Genomic DNA, 20,610 nt, shown 5'->3' on the forward strand with positions numbered 1-20,610 from the left:
AATCTAAACGTTAAAAAGACGATTGATAATCCTATCAATCGTCTTTTTTGCATTAATGCAGCCAGTCACATCACATTAGGGGGGCGATTAAAAGTCTGCCTAGCAGCTGTTTATAAGCGGTAAAAAATAAGACCTCTATGTTATTGATATTTATATATTTAAATAACTACACTAATCATTTCCTTATAACGAAATAAATTCCATTACTAGCGACAGTCAATTAAGTTGACCACTCATATAAAAGTATATTAGGATGTCTAGTTGTTAATGTTTGTCAGTTTTCTTCGTCCTAATAACCTTTCGCAAAAAATGCTACGTGTGATTTTCTCACTGTATTTACTCGTCACTTGCTTAATCACCTGCATACAATTTGCCAGCGAATATTTAAAAACTCAGGATTCAATCTCAAATGAATTAAAGTTATTAGAAGAAACGGTAAGTGATTCTATAGCTACCAGTTTATGGCAATACAACCAGACTCAATTAAATTCGCTGATCACTGGTCTGATAAAAATGCCTATTATCGCAGGTGTCGATGTGTTTGATAAAAATGGCCAAACCTTAATTTCTAAACAGTTTTACTCTCCCACCTCAGTGCCTATGTCAATTTTCGAAACACGCTCAGAATTGAATTGGCAACTTAATCAAGAAAATGTTTTTCTTGGCACCCTAGTATTATATTCCTCATCAGAAGTTGTGTTAGACAGGGTTTTGTTCGGTTTTTCGTTAATTGCCATAACCGCCATCATAAAGTTATCTCTGCTATTTTGGTTATTTATTTGGGCCTTCGATCGTTATTTAGCCCGCCCCTTAAAAGAATTAATGTCACAAGTCGACACTATACAGCTAAGCTCAGATATCAATCAGCGCATCAATCTTTCGATTATTGAAAATAATGAACTTAAACAATTACAAAATCATATGAACAATATGCTTTCTGCTATGCAAAACGACCGACAACGCTTAATAGAAGACGAAGAAAACAAGCGAAACTGGTTAGAAGACGCAGTAAATAAACGCACAGCAGAATTACAAATTTTAAATGAAAAATTAAAAAAACTCGCCACTATTGATTCCTTAACTGGGGTGTTAAATCGCGGAAGTTTTTTTGAATCCGCGCAACATTTATTAATCCTCAGTCAAAGACAAAAATCATCAGCCTCATTAATTTTGATGGACCTAGATTTATTTAAAAATATCAACGATACCTACGGCCATTTTAGCGGCGACCAAGTTCTAATCCATTTCAGTCAAACCATACAATCCTTATTAAGAAAGTCCGATCTGGTTGGTAGACTTGGCGGCGAAGAATTTGCTATTTTTCTTAGCGATACTAATTTGAATGACGCTTTTCAACTGGCGGATAAACTACGTAAAACCATAGCGAACACATCTATTGAAGTTGATAGAAAAACTATTTCTTATACAGTAAGCCTAGGTGTCGAATCATCTGTTCCAAAAGATCAATCCATAGACGAATTATATAAGCGTGCCGATATAAAACTATATGGCGCCAAAGGTAAGGGCCGTGACCGTGTTGAAAAATAAACGTTTGGGTATTCAGCTGCAGCGCCTAGTATCTATTGTAATATTAATCACAGGCGCGAGCGTCAGCAACCTAAGCCAAGCAAACACTTTAAAAGTTTGCTACGACCAATGGCCACCTATGACTATTTTTCCCAGTGACACTGCGACTGATCGAGGTGTGGTTATCGACATGTTAGAGCAAATATACTCAGCTAAGGGATACCAGTTAGAATATTATGAAGTGCCATTAGCCAGAGGGCTAAACATGGTAGCAGAAGGACTTTGCGATATGTTGCCTGAATATTTACATTCAGAAAGCGCAGAACAAGACTTCGAATTTGCTAAGCAAGCCAGCTTTGTTTATCCATCCGCTTTTGTGGTTCGAAAGAATGATCCATGGCGTTACCAAGGCATTCAATCAATAAAAGGTAAACGCATTGCCACAGGGCCAGGCTGGGATTACAGCTCAATGAGTGACCCTTATCAAAAGTATTTGGATGATCCCCAAAATACCGACTTCATTGAAGTTATCGCAGGTTACGATGACGTAATTGAACGTATATTACGTATGCTCAAAGAAAATCGAGTAGACCTATACGCAGACAACGAACTGGTTTTACAATATGTATTAAATCGCCTCAAGCTAAATGATGAGTTAAGCATTATTCGCCCTGGTCTAGAAAAGCCTTTAGTAGAAATTCCTATTTTCTCCAGAAAAATCCCCAGAGCTAAAAGACAAAAATTGATAAATATCTGGGATCAAGGCCGCTTATCAATGCCGCTCGAACAAGAAAAAGCCCTACTCAATAAATATCAAGTCACGCTGCAGTAAGTGGTTTTGAGTAAAATGACAAACAACCGCCAGCTTGAAAAAATCTAAGCATTATTCTGGACTAAGACTTTTCAATAATAGCTTTATACTTTTACCGTGAATGTCACTAAAATTTTGTTTTTTGCTAAAACTGTTAAGTATATGTAACGCATCTCTTAGCTGCGATTCGCTTAACTTTTCAGAAAATCCCATTGCCCAAGCTGCCATTTCTCTACTTAGCGTTTTCATCGCTAAAAGTACTCGTAAATTCTCATGTCTTTCGTCTTTAGCAATAAGCTGAAAAACATGTTCAACTTTTTCTTTTTCACCTTCAATAATCTGAATGAAGTGCTCAGGCAGTTCAACTAACAAACCTGTTATGCCAAATTTTTCATTGTTTTTACGGGCACTGAACAGAATAGAATCCACATCACTGGGGACAAATGTATGGGTTTTGTCACTAACATATATAAGTTGATACACAGGAACTACATGGTTTGAGATGTATGATAGCAAGGAGGATAACTGCTATTTAAAGGGCTGTCGATCTTTAGTAAGAATTTACGCTGCTGTTAAAATTCTTAAAAAACAGCCACAATAGACAAAAATTAAACTAGCAAGAACTTATACCAACTCCAATAAATAATACCAATCTAGTTTAATAATTGGTCGCTTAGCGAGAATTTAATGGAATTAGTATTAAATCACTCCTTGTCTTTAGACCACTGCTTAGGGTCAAGCAAATAACATTGTTTAAACTGCTGGTATAAATGAGGATGGTGATTTTCTAGTGGATGAGGTTTCTCAAAGAAAGTCTCAGTGACTACCGCAAAAAACTCAGCAGGAGAAGTGGCACCATAGCTATCAATTACATCATCAACGCCATCAGCCCATTTTTTTTGTTGTACCTTGAACTCGGCATTTAATACTTGTGACCACTGTTGATATTGCTCTACTGTGGGTAATAAAGGCAACCCATCCATAGCGGCATTTTCTTCATCTAATTTGTGCGCAAATTCGTGCATCACTACATTGTGTCCATCGCGACTATCTCTTGCTCCCTGTAATACGTGATCCCAAGCCAATATAACAGGGCCTCGATGCCATGACTCTCCAGCTCTTCTGCTCGTTGCGTTAACCTGTAACATGCCATCTAAATGTGAGCTACTGGCAATATAGGTTTCGGGATAAACCAAAATACTACGAAAACCGGGATAATAATTACCAGGCCTGTTGATTATCAACAAACAAGCTTGAGCGGCAATTAACACTCTGATTTGATCGGTTATTTCTAAGCCATTGCAACCAATAATATCTTTCTCATCTAAAAACACTTGGATGTGTCCTCCGAGTTTATTTTGCAGTTCCTGCGGTAAGCGGGAGTACAAGGGAAAGCCTGTTTGTAAAATATGTAAATACTCGGCAGATAACGGCTCGGCCCTTAATTGTTTACGTTTTAATTCTCGCTTTTTTATTTTGCGCTTATCTAGGTAAAACCAAGCCAGCATTACGAAAATGGGTAAACTCAGTAAACAATATATTAGGCTTTGGCGCATAGGTTCTCAGTTGGTAATCTCAAATCAGGTCTTAGCTTATCAAGTTCTAATAATCGAGTGGTAAGAACCTAATAAAAATATATTTTCCGTCTTGTAATTAGTTTGAAAATTGTGGACTCTAACCGACCAATTTTTTTGATACTGCGGCAAGACTATATGCAGAATATTGTTCAATAAAAGGAATTAACCGCCAGTGACATCCTCAAACGTAACACTTACAAAAGACCAAGTTTTAATTAAAGCGGCTAAAAAGTTATGTAGTAAAGGGCTTTATATTGACGCATTAAATGTGGCAGAGAGTGAATGGGGACCCATTGTGTCTTGGTCAGAGAAGCAGCAGTTATTGCTGGCTATCCGCCTATATATGAATTTAGGGGCAGATAGAAAATCAGATGCCATCATGCTAAAGCTTTGGCGCCAAAATAAAACTGATCCGGAACTGATCAGCAAAATGATGTTTTACAAAATCAATAAATTCGGGCCCATTTTGGCCGCAGAGTTTGTCGCAGAGCATGAAAAATATTTTGCTGCCGATAATCCCTTTCAAGGGGACTTATTAACCTTTAAAGCGATTATTCACCGTAATTACAAAAATTATTATGATGCTGAAAAATGTCTAAATCAAGCCATTGAGATTGATCCAGAAGATGGTTTTATCAAATCGCAAAAAATTCAACTTTTGTTTGCCCAAGATTTAGTAAATGAAGCGCAAACCCAAGCTGAATTGCTGTTCAATACATTAGGCTCGCCTTATCATTTACGGGTGCTGTCAAATATTGTCACTAAATCCTCAGGGCTCGATGCATCCATCAAATTATATGCTGAACATGCCACTAAGTTTCAGTCCGCCTTTGTTTGGTTAGAATATGCTCGCTTGCTGGGCAATGCTTATCAATGGCCTGAGTGTGAAAAAGCCATTGAGCAACAACAAAAGCTACGTATAGCCAAGGATAAAGATGACGAAACCTTAATTCGTGCTCTGCAAGGCCAAATTGCGATTCATTATCAAGATTTACCCTTAGCCAAAGAATTATTGTCTGGCTTAAAAAGTGGCTATTGGAAAATCGTAGTAGAGAACCTAGCTAAGTCTAACGGGCAGTTACAACAAAAACGCTTGGATGTGCCGTTTTTACGACAACAACATATGACTTGTGCGCCAACGACTTTGGCGGCGATTGCAAAATTTTGGGGCATAGATTTCGACTCCAAAAAAATTGCAGATCAGATTTGTTTTGACGGTACACCTGACACCAAAGAAAGGCAGTGGTTGCGAGATAATGACTTTGCTTTTGCTGAGTTTGAGCTAGAAGCCGATCTGGCTTATTCATTGATTGACCATGACATTCCTTTTGCCTTGGTCACAACAAACGGTTTTACCTCCCATATTCAAGCAGTGATTGGTTATAACAAACAAGTAGGCACTATTTATATCATGGATCCATCAAGTTCTGTGATGCAAGAGATGTTGATTAAAGAAACCATTATCTCCGAAGCTTTTAGTGGTGCACGATGTTTGGCATTTGTGCCCAAGGCCAAATCAGCCCTGTTAGACGCTTTTTCCTTTGCGGCCAGCGAACTTTATCCCATCTGTGATGAAATCAGTTTAGCCATTGAAAATAATGATATTAAAACTGCGAAGTTAGCATTAAACAGCTTGATTACTGTCGCACCAGAACATCGATTAACTTTGATTATGCAAAGACGTTACGCAGCCTGGAATAATGATCTATTCGCCATACTAGAGTTGAACAATAAGTTATTAGCCCGTTTCCCCGATGAGACAGTTTTACTCAATTCAAAATATTTTTGTCTGCGCGATTTAGGCCAAAAAGAAGACGCCTTAAATCTGCTGATTGATTATCTAAAAGATAACAACAATCTTGATTTGTTAGGCACTTTGTTTGACGAGATAGGCAAGTCAAATGAACATCAAGCATTAGCCAAAGAATTGCTATTCAAACTGAAATTATATGGCAGCTATCATTCGCCCTCACATTGGTCGATAGCCAGTTATCTTTGGTCACATAAAGACTATACCAAAGCCACGGAGCATTATTTGCTGGCGCATTGTTTAGACGAAACTAACAATTTTTATATTGAAAGTTATTTCAAAGCTGCGCGTTTTTTAAAACAGCAAGATCTGGCGTTACAGTTTTTGCTCAACAGGTTTGAAAAATACAAATATCGTTCGGCAGTGCCTGTTATGTCATTGTTCAATGCCTATGAGTTTTTGAACCTTGAACATCTAGGCGTCGATTATTTATTTGAAGCATTAAGTATTCATAATACTGACGGTAATTTATTTCGATACGTGGCCGAGAAGTTAATTGATAACGGCTTATTTGAAAAATTTGATTCTATAGTTGGTGATATAGAAAGCAGTCTAAATAGCACTGATTATCAGGAGTTGCTGGCTAAAAAGGCGATAAAAGTAGGTGATATTGATCGCGCCATCGATTTTTATAAAAATAGTTTTGCCGAAACCCCATTTGTGTCCAATATAGCCCACAGTTATTTTCAACTGTTATTCCAAACTGGCGATGTAGAAGGTTTAAACGATGTACTTTCTGAGCTGTATCAAACTCATCCGAATAACTCTTTAATTTTTGAATACATTGCTGATTGGCATAATGATTTACTGTTTAAAGACAAAATTATAAGCGAATGGATAGAGGGGCGGCCCAGCTACAGTTATGCAAGGCGCCAACTAATAGATGTAAAAATCGGTCTAGGTTTGTTTCAACAAGCTGTTGAATTAACTCAACAGACATGTGCTTTGGTCAAAGGCGACATGACTAACATGAGTTATTTAGCCAAGAGTTACCTGAAAAATGGCGACTTTATCAAAGCTAAAGAACAAGCCAGAAAAGTACTTTCAATCGACGTCGACAATAATTTAGCTTTTGATGTGTTATTAAAAGCCTGCGTTTCTGATGAAGAAAAACAACAGGCGCTAAACTTTATCTTTGAACAAATACAAACACAAACAATCTTTGGTGACTCAGCTTGGAACTATTGGTTTGCAGCCAAAGTCAGCTTAGGTCAAGCGTCCCTTAAAGCCTTTATTGAGTATATGCTCAAGCACTATAGCCATTTATGGTATGCCTATAGTTTAGCCGGTAGTTATCATCAACATTTTGGAGATCTTGATGCCGCCCAAAACGAATTGATAAAAGGGCGTGATAAGTTCCCATTAACCCCTAGAGTGCATTTCGATTTGGCACAGTTATACGAATTGCAGGGTGATACACAACAGGCCATTCTGGCATTTAATAGCGCTTTAGAGATCAACCCTGCTTGGACAGAGGTGGCTAAGCGTTTAGCTGATTTATACGAAAGAGAAAATGATCTGGTTGCTGCAGCTAATGTGCTGAGAAAAATTGTTAAACATGTTGTGGATGATGGTGTGTTGTATGGTTATCTAGCCAACATTGAGATAAAGCAAGAGCAGCCAGAAAAAGCTTTGCAGAGCCTGATTAAATCGGTAGAACATAGCCAAGATTATCGCTGGGCTTGGAATAACTTAGTCACGGTTTGCGAGCAATTAGACAAAGCCGAATTTCCGCAACAGCAGGCGCTTAAACTTGCCCAGCTAAAACCCTATAAAGCTCACGTATGGCGTGATGTAGCTTACCTCACAGAAGAGCACCTAAAAAAGAAAAGCTTACTCGACAAAGCATTAAGTTGTGACCGGCATTTTGTTCCTGCCTTTAAAGATCTAGCACAAATGTACATCGATCAAGGCGATTATAAAACGGCCATAGCAGTATTATCGAATACTCCTTGGCTAGATGATTTGCCTTTTGAACTAGGCATATTAAAAGCTGAATTGTTTGCCGAAATAGGACAATACCAAGATGCAGCTAGCAGAATGGAAAAAATATTATTTAGCCGTGAAGGTTATGCTTATCTTTGGACTAAGTTATATAAGTGGCTAGAAAAAATAGGCGATAAAGACAGATACATAGCTTGTTGTTATCAGCAAGTCAGTACTAACCCCCATGAGGCAGAGGCCTTGTGTTTTGTGGGTGAAAACTTATTGCAGCATGGTACTGCAATAGACCAAGAGAAAGCCGATGAATACCTAAAACGAGCTTATGAGCTATCACCAAATGATCAATATATAGTTCTCACTTATGCGGATAGATTAGTGGCAATCGAGCAACCACAAGCTGCCTTAAACGTCCTTAATTTGTACACCGAATATTATGAAGATGAATACGTTAACGCAAGACGAGTTGAGGTATTAACTAAGCTGGGTGAAATAGATCCAGCATTAAGTCTATTTAGCCAAATGATTGCCGATAAAATAGAAAATTATTGGTGTTTGAATAAGGCTTACAACGCCTTATCAAAGTCATTCAGTTTCGAAAAATTGATTGCAATATTTGAGCAAAACTTTGAATCATTAACGCGTTTACAAGCCTACTTTTGGTCTGAAGTGTATATGCAACAATTCCCTAAGGATGGGGCGAAAAAAGTAATGCAACGTTTAGAAAAAATCGCCCACAGTCCGGCGTGGGTGGGCATGTTGATTTCATTACTTGAATATTGGTGTGACAAAGAAATAGTTCCGCCAGAGAAATTAATTGCCAAACATTTAGATTATATTGTTGAGACCCCAGCTCTGGTTGAACAGTTATGTAATGCCTATGTGAATAAAGGTCTTTTTCAGCAGGTCATTGATTTGTTTGCAAAGATAAAAGATCCACAGCGCTTAGCTGCATTTTGTTTTTATCATTATCGTACTGCCTTACAAATGGCTGATAAATGGGATCAAGCTTCGCCAGTTATACAGCAAGGATTAACACTTAAACCAGATAACACCTTACATAATATGCGGTTGTGGTATGCCTACGATTTATATCGCACGGGACAAACTTTAGATTATGCAGACCTTGACGTAATTGATTATGAAGAGTTAATTGAAAACGAAAAATATGTCTACTCGACCTTACAAGTAGCTTTGGCATTGGGGCAAGATAGTTTCGAAAGTAAATTAGATGTCATCACACCTTTACTCAGAAAATGCCAACAAGATTATCAAGCGACAGTGGGCCAAAAGTTAGCGGTACACGCTAAACAATTATTAAAGACTAAACTGAAAGATTCAATTCAAGTGACGGGGTTCTTTGCCACCCTAAAACTGGTTTGGCAATTAAGTAATAGGTTTTAAATAGCGAGGAGATAATAAACTGCAACGTTTTTTATAAGGCATAGGTATTTAAATACTTCCAAATACCTATGTCTTGCGACAAAGCGGATGCTTCAGAGTCGATTTAACAGCCCAATTGTTGAGTGATTTTTTCTGCAGTTTTTGCAACTTCTTGAATGATATCAATCCTAGGTTTGTCAGTTTCTCCCTCATCGACCGTATGCATACTTAAGGTTGATACCACTAAACATGCAATCACTTTGCCATCAGTTTGCCCAACCAATACGGCGTAATCCGAAACCCCTTCAATAAAGAAGTTCTTCGAAATTAAACTGCCCTTCTCTCTGGTAACGGCTAATTCTTCATTCAGTAATCTCTTCTTTTCGTCATCAAATGTCTGATAACGATCGCTGCGCTGTAAAATCATCTCCCTTACTTCATCATTACTATTGGCTAACAACACTTTGCCAGAAGTAGTAGATAAAGTAGAAAATAACGACCCTTCAGTAATATTCACTGATATTGGTACCTGACTTCTTGCCTGTACCACAACCATAGTTTGGCTTTGATACAACATAGTTAAATAACAGGAGTGGCCAATTTTTACCGCTAAATCTTCCATATGCGGTAGCGCACATTGACGTAATTGATCAATTGGAGAAATACGCCTAGATAAATTATACATTTTCAAAGAAGCACGATAATGACCTGAAAGTGGATCACGGACTAAATACCCACGCCCTTCTAGATTGACTAAAACTCGATATATTTCATTGGTACCACGACCTAAAGCTTGAGCAATTTCAGTTTGCGATTTTGCAATTTCTTGCTCGACTAAATATTCCAATACATCCAATGCCTTATCTAATGCTGGCACCGCATATTTATTTTTTACCACGTCTGTCATTAACTCATTATTCCATACTTAATTTGCTGCGCTTAGGTTACCAGCAAGCTAATTGATAGCAAATAAATAATATTGTTGACAATTTATAAAAAGACACTATTATCGATTCATATACAAATACAACATTCAAATACGTATAACAAATTATTATTGAGGAGCTGTTTTATGACTAAAAATATTCTTACACCTGCACAAATTAGTGACTTTCATCGTGACGGTTATGTCATCGCCCGTGGTTTTTATAACGATGCCGAAATCAAACGCTTGCAAGACAAAGCCTTTAATGATGATTCCTTATATGAACGTGCTTGGGACAAAAAAGACGCCTCTGGAACTGTCAGTAAAGTATGTTTATGGCAAGAGCTAGACGATGGCTTGTATAGCATGTTCTCTCGTGGACGTCGTTTATCTGATTCTGTAGATTTAATTTTAGGTGAGCCGGTTTATCACACCAGCACCAAAATAATGATGAAAGAACCCTTTGTTGGTGGTGCATGGGAATGGCATCAGGATTATGGCTATTGGCACAATGACAACGTCATGCTTTACCCTAAACTAGTAAGCTGCATGATTGCCATCAATAAAGCCACTATCGAAAATGGCTGTTTACAAGTGTTAAAAGGTTCACACCATTTGGGTCGTTTGAATCATAATAAAACTGGCGATCAAAAAGGTGCCGATCCAATAATGGTCGAAGAAGCTTTAAAACACCTAGAGTTAGTAAACGTTGAGCTTGAGCCTGGTGATACTTTGTTCTTCCACTGTAATTTATTACATAAGTCGAACCAAAACCGTTCAGCCGATCCACGTTGGACCATCATCATGGCCTTCAACGCTGAAAGCAACAAACCGTTTAAAGATAACGAAGCCGTATACTCCCCACTGCATCGCGTAGAGGACGATGCGATTTTAAACTGGAAAGAAAAAGAAGCAGAAACAGCTTAGGCCAAAAAAGTAGATTCTAGGGGATATAGGAGGACACCCATTCCCTCTGTGCCCTCTGTGATTCAAATTCTTCTCTTCTTTTGTAGGTCGTCCATTTATGGCGTCTATTTTTTACATTGACGGGCTAAAGCCACGACCTACATCGCTCTTATCTTTACCTGCTTCACCCTGCTCAGTCTGTTTTATGGATTCCGGCTTATACGTCATGGCTCATTGCGAAGCCGTTATAAAGTGGGTGGGTCCATACTTTATTCCTGCATGTAGTTAGCAGGAATCCATTCTTTGGCTTTGGCTTTGGTTTTGCTTTTGATCTTAACCATCTACTATTCACTATTTCCTATCTACTGCTCTAAAGCTCTTAAAAGCCCTGGATTCCGGCTTAAAAGCACACCGGAATAACGATAGTAGCGATTACCAGAATGAAGTGATGTGGGGTTTGCCTTAACACCCATTCCCTCTGTGGTTCAAATTTTTCTCTTCTTTTGTAGGTCGTCCATTTATGGCGTCTATTTTTTACATTGACGGGCTAAAGCCACGACCTACATCGCTCTTATCTTTACCTGCTTCACCCTGCTCAGTCTGCTTTTATGGATTCCGGCCTAAAAGCTCACCGGAATGACGAAGTTTTAAGTTGTCGTTATTTCGTAAATAAGCAGCAACACCACACTGTATGGTAAACTCAAAATTATCGCCCAACGTTAAAGCCCGTCATTTCTGCATGTTATTAACAGGAACTACCGGAATGACGACAGGTGAGGCTTGTCTTCATATTGATAACTATCCCGCGCATCTCGAATCTAGTAGCTCGTCACTGCTTTTATCTTTTCCTATCTACTGTTTTTTCTACTTAGTCTGCCCCACTCTACTTAGTCTGCCCCACTCTACTTAGCATGCCGTATTCTGCTTTCCTGTTAAATCGCGTATAATGTAAAACCAATTTTGTTGACTCAAATAGATCAATGCCCAAACAATTAACTTATTTGGCTCACTACCCAGAGCATTTACAGCAACAAATCCAGCAATTACAAGATACCAACACTTTAGGTGATTGGTTACGTTCACGTTACCCAAATATACATAAAGTCAGTAACGACAATGATTTGCGTGATTACGCTATGTCATTGAAAAATCAATACATGAAAAAAACTCAACCTCTAAGTAAAGTGATCTACGACAATAAAATACATATCGTTAATCATGCTTTAGGTCTACATTCATATGTATCAAGAGTGCAAGGTGGCAAACTTAAAAGTAAAAATGAATTACGAGTCAGTACTTTATTTAAAAATACACCTGAAGCTTTCTTGAATATGATAGTGGTGCACGAATTGGCCCACTTAAAAGAAAAGCAACACAACAAAGCTTTTTACCAGTTATGCCAACATATGCAGCCTGATTACCACCAAATAGAGTTTGATGTGCGCGTATACTTAACTGAGCTAGATAACAAAGGTTACGTCTTTTTAACTCCGAATGATGAGGGCAAACGATAATGGATTTTCAATTTCAAACCGATATTACCGGCCTACCCATAGCTAAATGCGATATAGAATGTGAGGCTTTTGGCGATTGGTTAAGTCATGATTTAAGTGTCGACCAAGGTCAAATAGACGAATTATTAGAAAAAATAGACCAGTTGCTAAATAAAAAACTTATCCAGTACACATTCATAGGCAAAATTTATCATCTAGTTTTCGAAAGCGACGAAGTCGAATTAATCCTCAATAACAGTGATGTCAGTAGCAGCGAATTTAGCGAACAAATATCAGATCAACAAATCACAGGCTGCGGCTTAATCGACTTACAAAACTTACTGCTAGAATGGAAAAGTTTCACATCGTTAAAAGGCAGAATACTCTAACCAGAGACTGAGTGAAGCAGTATGGAATGCAACAGAAAAGACTACAAAGCTAAAGCGTTGACAAGAACGGTTCTGAGAAAACAGATACTAGCTAGCACTCTTTTGCCCACATATATAAATTAACATGTAATTAATTAACACCCATTCTCGGCTTTAATTTTCATAAACTGTTTTTGATATTGCAGTGGACTTAAGCCCGTTACTTTCTTAAATACCGTACTAAAATAACTCGGATTTTTAAAACCAACAGCAGTAGATGTTTCATTCACTGAATACTGCTTTAATATAAGTTTAGCCTGCTGAATACGGTAATTAGTAATGAAGTGGTTGGGGGTTTCATTTTTTACTTTTTTGAAAGTACGACTTAAATATGACTCACTGACATTACAGCTATGAGCAATATCTGTCAGTTCTATATCACTACTATAATGTCGAGTAATATAATCAATGGCATTAGCCACCAGCTCTTTATTACCTTTTGTTGGCCGATTGGCTAAAAGTTTCGACAACTCTATCGCTTCATCTTTAGCAAGTTGTTTAATATCTTGGCTATTATCACTCAATTGAATGACATTTAACTTGTCAGAACTATTACGCAACAACTGCTCGCTGTCGCCTCCATGCTCAATAGTCGAGTGGGTTAATAAAATTAAAATGTCTTTAATTTTGCCTTTATAGTCGTCAATATCACACTCTGCATTCACTTCTAGCTTATCTATGAGTTTCATCACATCGGGCTGAAGATTCTGCTCATCACTATCAATCAGCTGCTGTAACTCTTCCTTTAAACTACCGGCCTGCACTTGCATGGCTTTGATATCTTGATAGACAGCCCAACACCAGCACAATGCAGTAATAAAAGAACCGGCATTCAGTAGCCAAAACTGATTGGTGATCTCACCCACAATAAATGCCAAACCTAAGGCCAATGAACTAAACAAAAATAATAAAGTGGTTTTAGATCTGACTTTATTTTTAAGTTGTCTAGCAATCAGGTAAATACTGGGTAGTACCAATAATACTGCTGTTACTAAGATCAACACGTCTCTGAAGGATGCATCACTTATTATGGTGGGTAAGATTTCACCATACTTTTTACTAAACAATATTTGATCTGTAGCACCATCGCGAACCACCACATAAAGCACAGCCCCCAAAAAACCAATCAAATAGGGCAAAACATAACTCAATCGACTCATAGCAATGCGACAACGAAGTAAATTAGCAATCAGCATGGACGGAATACCAATAGAAAATAAGATGGCAAATCGAAAATAGATAATAATAGACGCTGTATCGTGATAACTATAATACTGCAGAGGGCCCGCTAACAAATAAATAACAAAACTTAAAATAAAACAGGCGTGTAACGGGAACTCAGCGATCATTTTCCGTCTGACCACTGTGAAATATAACAATATCAGTAATAACAACTGCCCAGTTATCATAGGCACTATATGATACAGAATCGTGTCTAATGGGATTGAAATCATGTATACAACCACTTATTTTGTAAATTGAAAATGTAAACAAGTTAAGTCTACAGGTTAAGTTTTATCGTTTCATCAACTCAGATCATTTAAATTTCTAAAAATAAGAATGACATGCAATTGTCATAACCTCCCACTTCATTCTAAAAAACATTAAAAACACACTTTGCAGATACATATTTAATTATCAGAAAAACAGCAAAATTCACTTCGAAATTCATGAACAAAAAGATAAAAAAGCATGAACAGTAAATCATTAAAAATGAATTTATAATTATAATTTCATGAACACAAAAAAAATAACCCATTGTTTTTAAATGACTTTAAAAAGTTAACGTTATGTTAATTCTTATATTTCGAATATACATATCAGCTAAGTTTTCAATATTATCTTTATCTATTTATCAGATTCACTTCAATTTTTATTTACTGTAGTTTAGCCGGAAGATGTTAATTGTTTACAAAATATCCACACGGAGTTTACAAGGATTGCTTTTCAAAAAATTAATAATGGCAATTCAAATATCGAAATCTTTTATTTTACTTTGAGGTTCAAAATGTAATGAAAATAATAAATCATAGAAATATAGCGACAGCTATTGTTTGGTTATTGCTAATACCAGCAACCAGCCTATACGCACAAACCGCTGACGCATCATTAACACTTGATGATGTCAGTATTTATTCTCAAATTTATACTACTGATGGCTCTATCGATATAACAGCTGATTACGACGCTGGCACCGGTCAAACAGTTACCAATACATATGGTGGTGTTCGTTTTTATTTACGTGAAATGACAGCTGGCTGGGCTGCGGTAGCTAAAGATACTGTTACTGAAGACTCTAGTGTTATTGGCAGTCAATTTGGTACTGCAACAGGCAGTATTTCTTTGGCAGGGGTTACACCCACAGAGGATTTACCAGAGGGTAATTTTTACTTCTTGTATGCAACGTTTGAATCTACAGATAGCATCATACATAAAATTGCTGGTGTAACGCCAATCAATATTATTGCAGGTGAAAATGAGCCCGATAATACACCTGAACTAGGTGCTGTAACAGGGGCTGCTATTACACCCAAAAATATAAATGTGGCCGTTGGCGGGAAAATCTTTGTTACTGGTAGTGTATTACCAAGTAATGCTGACAATAAAGGGTTATGGTTTACATCAAGCGATACTAATATTGCAACCGTTAAATCTAATGGCGAAGTTACTGGTGTTTATGATGGTACGGTTACTATTTCAGTAGTGACTGCAGAAGGCTTTTTTACTGATGATGCAACCTTGACTGTTGGCACTGGCGGTCCCCAAGACGCTGCAGTAACAGGCGCGTCAATCACGCCTAAAGATATAAACTTAGCGGTAGGTGCAATAACCAATGTAACTGGCAAGGCATTACCCAGTAATGCAATGAACAAAGGTGTTTGGTTTACATCAAGCGATACTAATATTGCAACCGTTAAATCTAATGGCGAAGTTACTGGTGTTTCTGATGGTACGGTTACTATTTCAGTAGTGACTGCAGAAGGCTTTTTTACTGATGATGCCTCTTTAGTAGTTGGTACTGGTGGCCCTCAAGATGCTAACGTTACAGGCGCTACGATTACACCTAAAAACATTTCTGCAAAAGTAGGTGAAGACAAATACGTTACCGGTGGCGTGTTGCCGTTAAACTCTGCAAACAAAGGTGTTTGGTTTACTTCAAGTGATACATCTGTTGCAACAGTAACCAGTGGTGGTGTTATTACAACAATAGCACCAGGTACAGTAATCATTTCTGTTGTAACAGCTGAAGGACAATTCAAAGATGAAGCTACTTTAATCGTAACTGCAGCAGACTTTCCTGTATACGATAAAACCATAGACTTAGAAAACTATAATTTGGTTTGGCAAGATGAGTTTGACTATCCAGATAGCCAATTAGAAGAGAAATGGGTGTCACAAAATGGTGCTACGGGCAATGAGTTTGTTTTATGTAGTCGCTGGAGAGACAATGCTTTCGTTCATAATGGTATTTTAGAATTAACTGCAATAAAAGAAACACGTGATGGCCAAGACTGGACCTGTGGTAATGTTTGGACTAAAGAAACCTTTAAATATGGTTACTTTGAAGCTAAATATAAATATACAGGTGCGACTGGTAGTAATAACTCATTCTGGTTATGGCCAAAAAATGGCGTAGCGGCGGGTGAAAAAGGCTTTGAGTTAGACATTAACGAAGGTCATTATCCAAATGAAATCAATACCAATATTCATAATTGGACTGATACCTATACTGATGCTAACGGCAAGGTAACACATCCAAATAATCCACAACCTCGTCAATTCCCAGAATATGACTTTTCAACTGAATACCACACGTTTGGACTTTTATGGACTGAAGACAAACATGAGTTCTATTTAGACGGTCAATTAATCAGGGTTGAAGAGCATAGCCTTAACCATGCTGAAACTAATATATTGTTGAGCCAAGCCATTTTAAAATGGGGAATCGCTGGTGCAGTTACCGACGAGCTTGACGGAAAAAGCATGAAAATTGACTACGTTCGTTACTATCAAGCAAAAGATGGTGAAACAGGCGGCGAAACTGGTGGTGGTGAAACCGGCGGCGGTGAAACTGGCGGCGGCGAAACTGGCGGTGGCGAAACTGGCGGCGGCGAAACTGGTGGCGGCGAAACTGGTGGCGGCGAAACTGGTGGCGGCGAAACTGGTGGCGGCGAAACTGGTGGCGGCGAGACTGGCGGCGGTGAAACAGGCGGCGGAACTAGCTGTGGTATTTTGTATGAAAATGCAGATCTTAGATTAACCGATGCTCGTACTGAACAGGTTCATGACCTAACTTGTGCTGATTCAGTCAACATTAGCTACACACCTTTTGCTGATAGCGGATTACCAGATGGTACCTTCCTAGAGATCTATTTTGATGTCGATGGCGAACGTATTGGTTATGAACAACTGACTACCCCCATTGCTCCTAACGCGATTAAGTTTAACAATGTGGTAGGTGATAGCCTTAAAGTGATCATTAAAGCTGAAAACACTGCTGGCATGATGGCCTTTACCGATGTGTCTATTACAGGCTCTGGTACAGGAACAGGCGGTGAAACAGGCGGCGGAGCTAGCTGTGATATTGTTTACCAAAATGCAGATCTTAGATTAACCGATGCTCGTACTGAACAAATACACGACCTAACTTGTGCTGATTCAGTCAACATTAGCTACACACCTTTTGCTGATAGCGGATTACCAGATGGTACCTTCCTAGAGATCTATTTTGATGTCGATGGCGAACGTATTGGTTATGAACAACTGACTACCCCCATTGCACCTAACGCAATTAAGTTTGACAATGTAGCAGGTGATAGCCTTAAAGTGATCATTAAAGCTGAAAACACTGCTGGCATGATGGCCTTTACCGATGTGTCTATTACAGGCTCTGGTACAGGAACAGGCGGCGAGACTGGCGGCGGAACTGATTGCGGTATCCTGTATGAAAATGCAGATCTTAGATTAACCGATGCTCGTACTGAACAAGTTCACGACCTGACTTGCGCAAATTCAGTGAATATTAGTTACACCCCGTTTGCTGATAGCGGATTACCAGATGGTACCTTCCTAGAGATCTATTTTGATGTCGATGGCGAACGTATTGGTTATGAACAACTGACTACCCCCATTGCTCCTAACGCGATTAAGTTTGACAATGTGGTAGGTGATAGCCTTAAAGTTATCATTAAAGCTGAAAACATTGCTGGCTTAATGGCCTTCACCGATGTGTCTATTGCTGACGCAGGTGCAGGAACTGGCGGCACAGGTGGCGCCAATGATGATGCGGTTACTGGCATTACTATTACACCAAAAAACATTACCGCGAAAGTAGGTGAAGACAAGTATGTGACGGGTGCAGTCGTACCATCAACTGCTGCTAATAAAGGTCTTTGGTTTACCACTAGTGATGCCTCAGTTGCCACTGTTACTAGTGGTGGCATTATCTCTGCTGTTGGCGCTGGTACCGCAACTATTAAAGCGGTATCTGCTGAAGGATTTTTCACAGACGAAGCAACCATAGTAGTTGAAGATACTAATTTCCCTGTCTATGACAAAGAAATTAATTTAAGTGACTTTGACCTAGTATGGAATGACGAGTTTGATTATCCAGATAGCCAATTAGAAGAAAAATGGGTTTCAGAAAACGGTGCTACAGCTGCTGACGGTTTTGTTCTGTGTAGTCGCTGGCGTGACAATGCTGTCGTTCACGATGGTATTTTGGAACTAACAGCTCGTAAAGAAACGAAAGGCGGCCAAGATTGGACCTGTGGTAATGTTTGGACTAAAGAAACCTTTAAATATGGTTACTTCGAAGCTAAATATAAATATACAGGTGCGACTGGTAGTAATAACTCATTCTGGTTATGGCCAAAAAATGGCGTAGCGGCGGGTGAAAAAGGCTTTGAGTTAGACATTAACGAAGGTCATTATCCAAATGAAATCAATACCAACATTCATAATTGGACTGATATCTATACTGATGCTAACGGCAAGGTAACACATCCAAATAATCCGCAACCACGTCAATTCCCAGAATATGACTTTTCAACTGAATACCACACGTTTGGACTTTTATGGACTGAAGACAAACATGAGTTCTATTTAGACGGTCAATTAATCAGGGTTGAAGAGCATAGCCTTAACCATGCTGAAACTAATATATTGTTGAGCCAAGCCATTTTGAAATGGGGAATCGCTGGTGCAGTTACCGACGAGCTTGACGGAAAAAGCATGAAAATTGACTACGTTCGTTACTATCAAGCAAAAGATGGTGAAACCGGTGGTGGCACAGGTGGCGGCGATGATACTGCTGTAACAGGCATTACTATCACACCAAAAAGCATGACAGCTAAAGTCGGTGAAACAAAATATGTTTCTGGTGCAGTAGTACCAGCCACAGCCGAAAATAAAGGCCTTTGGTTTACCAGTAGCGATACTTCGGTGGCAACTGTCACTAGCGGTGGAGTTATCACTACAGTCGGTGCGGGTACTGCGACTATTGAAGCAGTGTCTGCTGAAGGATTATTCAAAGACCAAGCGACAATAGTTGTTACTGCAGATACAGGTGGTGGTACATCAGGTTGTGGGATCTTGTATGAAAATACTAAGTTAACCTTAACCACTGCACGTACCGAACAAGTTCACGATCTAACGTGTGCTGAATCGGTAAACATTAGCTACACACCTTTCGCTGATGCTTCACTACCTGCTGACGAGTCTCTAGAGATCTATTTTGATGTCGATGGCGTCCGCATTGGCTCTAAAGTCCTTAAAACGCCAATTACGCCTCAAGCGATTAAGTTTGACAACGTAGTCGGTGACAGCCTGAAAGTGATTATTAAAGCAAGAAACATTGCTGGCTTAATGGCCTTCACTGACGTCGTGATTAGCGACAGCAGTCAAGGGGAAACGGGCGGTGGCGAAACAGGTGGCGGCGATGATACTGCTGTCACAGGTATCACTATCACACCAAAAAGCATGACCGCTAAAGTCGGTGAAGTGAAATATGTATCTGGTGCAGTTATACCAGCCACAGCCGAAAATAAAAGCCTTTGGTTTACCACTAGTGACGCTTCTGTTGCTACGGTAAATAGCAGTGGTGTAGTGACTGCGGTAGGTGCGGGAACAGCCACTATTGAAGCGGTTTCTGCTGAAGGTTTTTTCAAAGACCAAGCAACCATAGTTGTCACTGAAGATACTGGTGGCGCAACTGGCGGTGGGGAAACTGGCGGTGGTGAAACTAACTGCGGCGTATTATACAACAACCCGTTAATCACCTTAATTGGCGGACGTTGGACAACAGGCGCTATTGATATTTCATGTGCAGATAAAGTGAATATCACAGCTGCAGCTCAAGGTGATGCATCATTAGCTGATGGTGTACGGTTCGATATTTACTTTAAAGTTGATGGTGCCACTGTTTTACTAGAACGTAATACTTGGCCATTTGCTCCTGCCTCAATATCTATCCCAGATGTTTCAGGTAACTCATTAGAAATCATCCTTAAAAGTTCAGTCAGTGTAAATGGCGAGCTTTCACTGATTAATCTACTAGTGACTGACGCAAACACAGGACAAGCTGTAGAAGTTATACCAGGCGACTTAGATGGAGATGGCATATTAAATCAAGGTGATATATCACTCTTTAGAGCAGCCTTAGGCAGTTCACAAGGTGACGCCAACTTTAATCCTGCCGCTGATATGGATAACGACGGTGTGGTGACTCGAAACGATTACAGATTATTAGCAATCGCATACCGAAATCAATAATCAACACTACTAGGCGCTGTTGATTCAGCGCCTAAA

At 39.0% G+C, this 20,610-nt stretch carries 11 protein-coding genes; 7 read left to right on the forward strand and 4 right to left on the reverse strand.

What is annotated here, in order from left to right; genetic code table 11:
• The first annotated feature begins 267 nt into the window (after positions 1 to 267).
• Together GQR87_RS16320 and GQR87_RS16325 are read left to right on the forward strand one after the other, a co-directional pair.
• A complete protein-coding gene (locus GQR87_RS16320) occupies positions 268 to 1,548 on the forward strand; it encodes a diguanylate cyclase (protein ID WP_158973059.1) in 1,281 nt (426 codons plus the stop codon).
• Positions 1,529 to 2,359 carry an ABC transporter substrate-binding protein gene (locus GQR87_RS16325; protein ID WP_233267296.1) on the forward strand — a complete coding sequence of 277 codons (831 nt, stop codon included), beginning with the start codon at positions 1,529 to 1,531 and terminating at the stop codon, positions 2,357 to 2,359. Before GQR87_RS16320 ends, GQR87_RS16325 begins: the two co-directional genes overlap by 20 nt.
• Positions 2,360 to 2,410: 51 nt before the next feature.
• Here GQR87_RS16325 and GQR87_RS16330 read toward each other — a convergent pair whose 3' ends face one another.
• Both GQR87_RS16330 and GQR87_RS16335 read right to left on the reverse strand, forming a co-directional pair.
• Positions 2,411 to 2,821, reverse strand: coding sequence for a BLUF domain-containing protein (locus tag GQR87_RS16330; RefSeq protein WP_158971155.1), 411 nt, complete (start codon positions 2,819 to 2,821; stop codon positions 2,411 to 2,413).
• A gap of 221 nt (positions 2,822 to 3,042) precedes the next feature.
• Entirely contained in the window at positions 3,043 to 3,894 is an 852-nt protein-coding gene (locus GQR87_RS16335) for a zinc-dependent peptidase (protein ID WP_158971157.1), read from the reverse strand.
• A gap of 193 nt (positions 3,895 to 4,087) precedes the next feature.
• On the opposite strand from GQR87_RS16335, the gene GQR87_RS16340 reads away from it, so the two are divergent.
• The gene (locus GQR87_RS16340; RefSeq protein ID WP_158971159.1) at positions 4,088 to 9,070 is read left to right on the forward strand and encodes a tetratricopeptide repeat protein; all 4,983 of its coding nucleotides are present in this window, start codon (positions 4,088 to 4,090) and stop codon (positions 9,068 to 9,070) included.
• Between the two features lie 103 nt (positions 9,071 to 9,173).
• On the opposite strand, the gene GQR87_RS16345 is transcribed toward GQR87_RS16340, so the two are convergent.
• Entirely contained in the window at positions 9,174 to 9,956 is a 783-nt protein-coding gene (locus tag GQR87_RS16345) for an IclR family transcriptional regulator (RefSeq protein WP_158971161.1), read from the reverse strand.
• Between the two features lie 165 nt (positions 9,957 to 10,121).
• On the opposite strand from GQR87_RS16345, the gene GQR87_RS16350 reads away from it, so the two are divergent.
• The 3 genes from GQR87_RS16350 (at position 10,122) to GQR87_RS16360 (ending at position 12,762) form a co-directional block, all read left to right on the forward strand.
• The gene (locus GQR87_RS16350; RefSeq protein WP_158971163.1) at positions 10,122 to 10,901 is read left to right on the forward strand and encodes a phytanoyl-CoA dioxygenase family protein; all 780 of its coding nucleotides are present in this window, start codon (positions 10,122 to 10,124) and stop codon (positions 10,899 to 10,901) included.
• A gap of 959 nt (positions 10,902 to 11,860) precedes the next feature.
• Positions 11,861 to 12,394 (forward strand): YgjP-like metallopeptidase domain-containing protein, encoded by a 534-nt coding sequence (locus tag GQR87_RS16355; protein ID WP_158971165.1) that lies wholly within the window; start codon positions 11,861 to 11,863, stop codon positions 12,392 to 12,394.
• A complete protein-coding gene (locus GQR87_RS16360; protein WP_158971167.1) occupies positions 12,394 to 12,762 on the forward strand; it encodes a YacL family protein in 369 nt (122 codons plus the stop codon). The genes GQR87_RS16355 and GQR87_RS16360 overlap by 1 nt, the downstream gene beginning before the upstream one ends.
• Positions 12,763 to 12,896: 134 nt before the next feature.
• On the opposite strand, the gene GQR87_RS16365 is transcribed toward GQR87_RS16360, so the two are convergent.
• Positions 12,897 to 14,255 carry an AraC family transcriptional regulator gene (locus tag GQR87_RS16365; RefSeq protein ID WP_158971169.1) on the reverse strand — a complete coding sequence of 453 codons (1,359 nt, stop codon included), beginning with the start codon at positions 14,253 to 14,255 and terminating at the stop codon, positions 12,897 to 12,899.
• Positions 14,256 to 14,814: 559 nt separating this feature from the next.
• Here GQR87_RS16365 and GQR87_RS22420 point away from each other — a divergent pair.
• Positions 14,815 to 20,574 (forward strand): Ig-like domain-containing protein, encoded by a 5,760-nt coding sequence (locus GQR87_RS22420; RefSeq protein WP_233267297.1) that lies wholly within the window; start codon positions 14,815 to 14,817, stop codon positions 20,572 to 20,574.
• Positions 20,575 to 20,610 lie beyond the last annotated feature (36 nt).

The organism is Paraglaciecola sp. L3A3 (assembly GCF_009796765.1).
Taxonomy (GTDB): domain Bacteria; phylum Pseudomonadota; class Gammaproteobacteria; order Enterobacterales; family Alteromonadaceae; genus Paraglaciecola.